The following is a 2,387-nucleotide window of genomic DNA, read 5'->3' as shown; positions in this document are numbered from 1 at the left end:
CGTTCCTGTTCGGTTAGCTGCCTTTTTTCAACCTGCTTGGGCTTCATCGCTTCCAGGCGTTCCGACCGGTAATTTTCTAAAGCAGTCGTTAGCTGGTTGATGGCCGTGCTGATCTCCGCCGTGCTTATGTCCAGGGCTTCGGCTGATTTATCGATTAGCTGCTCCGTTTGAATGCTGTTGTATAGGTCTAAGTTATGGCGGAATGCGTTTTGCTTATGGACTGTACTGGTGAGCTTTAACGTTACTTTCATACGGTCAAGGCCTGTCAGCTTGATACCGCCTAAGATGGTAATGTGCAGTTTGCCGTCCAGGTAGATCAATAATTCTGCATTTTCAGTAATCAGTTTCGCCATGTTGAAAAAAAGTTTAATGAGAACTATTCTGCACAAAAGTAAACAATGATTTGTTTCTAACAAGAGAACGATAATTTTATTTATTAACTTTTGTTCTCTACATTTGATATAATCAATAGCGTTAAGCACGCTTTTGTGCATTATCATGAACATTGGCGACAAGATCACTGCATTACGCAAGGCTAAAAAGATATCACAAGCCGACCTGGCTAAGGAAGCGGGCGTGTCCCGCGAGATCATCGGGCGCTATGAACGAAACGAGGTTTCTCCCTCGGTTGATGTGGCTAAAAAGATTGCCGATGCTTTGGAAGTGTCTTTGGATTACCTGGCTGGCGGTAGCGATAAGGCCGCTTTTGATAAGCAGACCTTAAAACTTATCGACGAGATCGAAGAACTGGAGCCCTCCGTTAAAGATAAACTCATTTTCCTGGCTAATGCCATTATCAGGGACGCTAAAACTGGTAAGGCGTACGCTCATTAAATACAAACGCCCGGCGTTTCTGCCGGGCGTTTGTATTTAAACTTCGTGAGCCAAGCAAGCCTCTTCGTAATTCCAAACTCCATCCACTTCTCCTTGGTAGAGGTATTTTTTTATAATTTTGTAATCTATGTCCGAAGGAACATCAACAGATATTAAGATTGATATATTACTAAGTTCCGAATCGCAGCCCATTTCTTTAAGCTTATTCCTGGTAGGTTGAACATCATCCGTATTATTGAATAATATCCTTATGGTACTGTGACCGGATTCTTCAATTAGGCCTGTAACATATAGTTCTCCATTCCGTTCGTCAACACTTACAACATCTCCTAATGCATATCCTAATGTATAAAACAAGATATTGTCTAATTTATAACCATCTGATGTTTTTACAGCCCAAGCACTTTCTAAAGCATATTCATCATCAGCATCCTTATATTCGAATATTATTTTTTCCATAATTATTATTGTCCCTGAGGTTTAGGGGTGGGTACTTTGTTACTTTTATCGATATTGCATCCCCTACATAATACTTGCCCATTTTCAGCAGTGCCGCTACCACCGTTAGATTTTGGATTAATATGATCAACTTGGGTATCAGTGGTGGGGGGGGGGTAACTCCTTTTTGTGATTTTTGTGGTTTAGTAGTATTTACTCCGCAACCTTGACAAACAGTATTTCCTCCATTTTCTTCTTTATTCTTTTCTTTAACTTTTTGCTTTTCCTTCGGTGTAAAGACCTGACCAGGCCTGCTCCCAGGTAAAGCGTCTTTCCTTGCTTGAACAACAACAGGTGGCTTAATTCTAACCGGCGTATTTACAACAGTAGCATCACGACGTGCAATTAAACTTGAACTATTTACAGATCGGCCATTTTCTAAATTATTAAGTATAATTGCTCCAGTAGTAAGGGCTGTGACATTAGCCGTTACTGCTGTTGAAACCCCTAAGGCTTCGCCAATTATAGCTATACCTTCTGCAATTTCTGGAAGAATTAAACAAGGAAAACAATTTCCGTCAGGATCAATCCTGCTGATAGGATTATTTCCAACATAACCATAAGGTGACAGATAAATTTGCTCTGGATGCTCCGCCAATGCGTCGACCGTAGTAAATCTCGCAATGACCGGATCGTAGAACCTTGCGCCATAATCGTACTGGCTACCACAACTTTTTCACTGTTTTCTGTAATCCGTAGCCGCCGGTTTTGGCTATCTTAAAGAACGTCCGGCCATGTAAAGATAGGCGTTGGTTGGGGTTTTGCAAGGTGTTTGGCCAGCTCGTTTTTCAGGGTTGGTTACCGGTTAAGCTGATCATCTGTTACAGCGAAGGTAGCCTGCGAAGCCAGGCCAGTAAAGGGACTTTCGCGGCATAAACCCGCAAGCATTCACCCGCAAGGCCATTTATTCCACGTTCCCTTGACAGTCCCGTCTTCTTCCGCTTTTGGTTGCTTAACAGAAGATCACCTGAACCCTCATGCTCTTGTTTTTGAGACTACCCCGGCGACTTCGGAGCGGTCGGGGCAAGATCGATTGTCGGACAATCGTTTATCTT

General features: G+C 42.6%; 3 protein-coding genes and 1 pseudogene. 1 reads left to right on the top strand and 3 read right to left on the bottom strand.

Going from position 1 to position 2,387, the window contains the following annotated elements; translation table 11 throughout:
* Positions 1 to 353, bottom strand: a 353-nt coding sequence (locus ACFQZI_RS19920; protein WP_377145640.1) for a hypothetical protein, incomplete at its 3' end; no start/stop codon positions are given.
* A 145-nt stretch (positions 354 to 498) separates the two neighbouring features.
* Between ACFQZI_RS19920 and ACFQZI_RS19915 the strand changes: the two genes are divergently transcribed.
* Positions 499 to 834 (top strand): helix-turn-helix domain-containing protein, encoded by a 336-nt coding sequence (locus ACFQZI_RS19915; protein ID WP_377145639.1) that lies wholly within the window; start codon positions 499 to 501, stop codon positions 832 to 834.
* Between the two features lie 36 nt (positions 835 to 870).
* Here the strand turns inward: ACFQZI_RS19915 and ACFQZI_RS19910 are convergent, their stop codons facing one another.
* Positions 871 to 1,293, bottom strand: a complete 423-nt coding sequence (locus ACFQZI_RS19910) for a DUF4265 domain-containing protein (protein WP_377145637.1) — start codon at positions 1,291 to 1,293, stop codon at positions 871 to 873.
* Positions 1,268 to 1,981 (bottom strand): annotated as a pseudogene (locus ACFQZI_RS20890) (RHS repeat-associated core domain-containing protein); the annotation flags it as partial. The pseudogene ACFQZI_RS20890 and the gene ACFQZI_RS19910, both read right to left, overlap by 26 nt.
* Between the last annotated feature and the right edge of the window lie 406 nt (positions 1,982 to 2,387).

This window comes from Mucilaginibacter lutimaris, from assembly GCF_042676625.1.
Lineage (GTDB): Bacteria > Bacteroidota > Bacteroidia > Sphingobacteriales > Sphingobacteriaceae > Mucilaginibacter > Mucilaginibacter lutimaris.
This window is presented reverse-complemented; position numbering and strand designations above follow the sequence as displayed.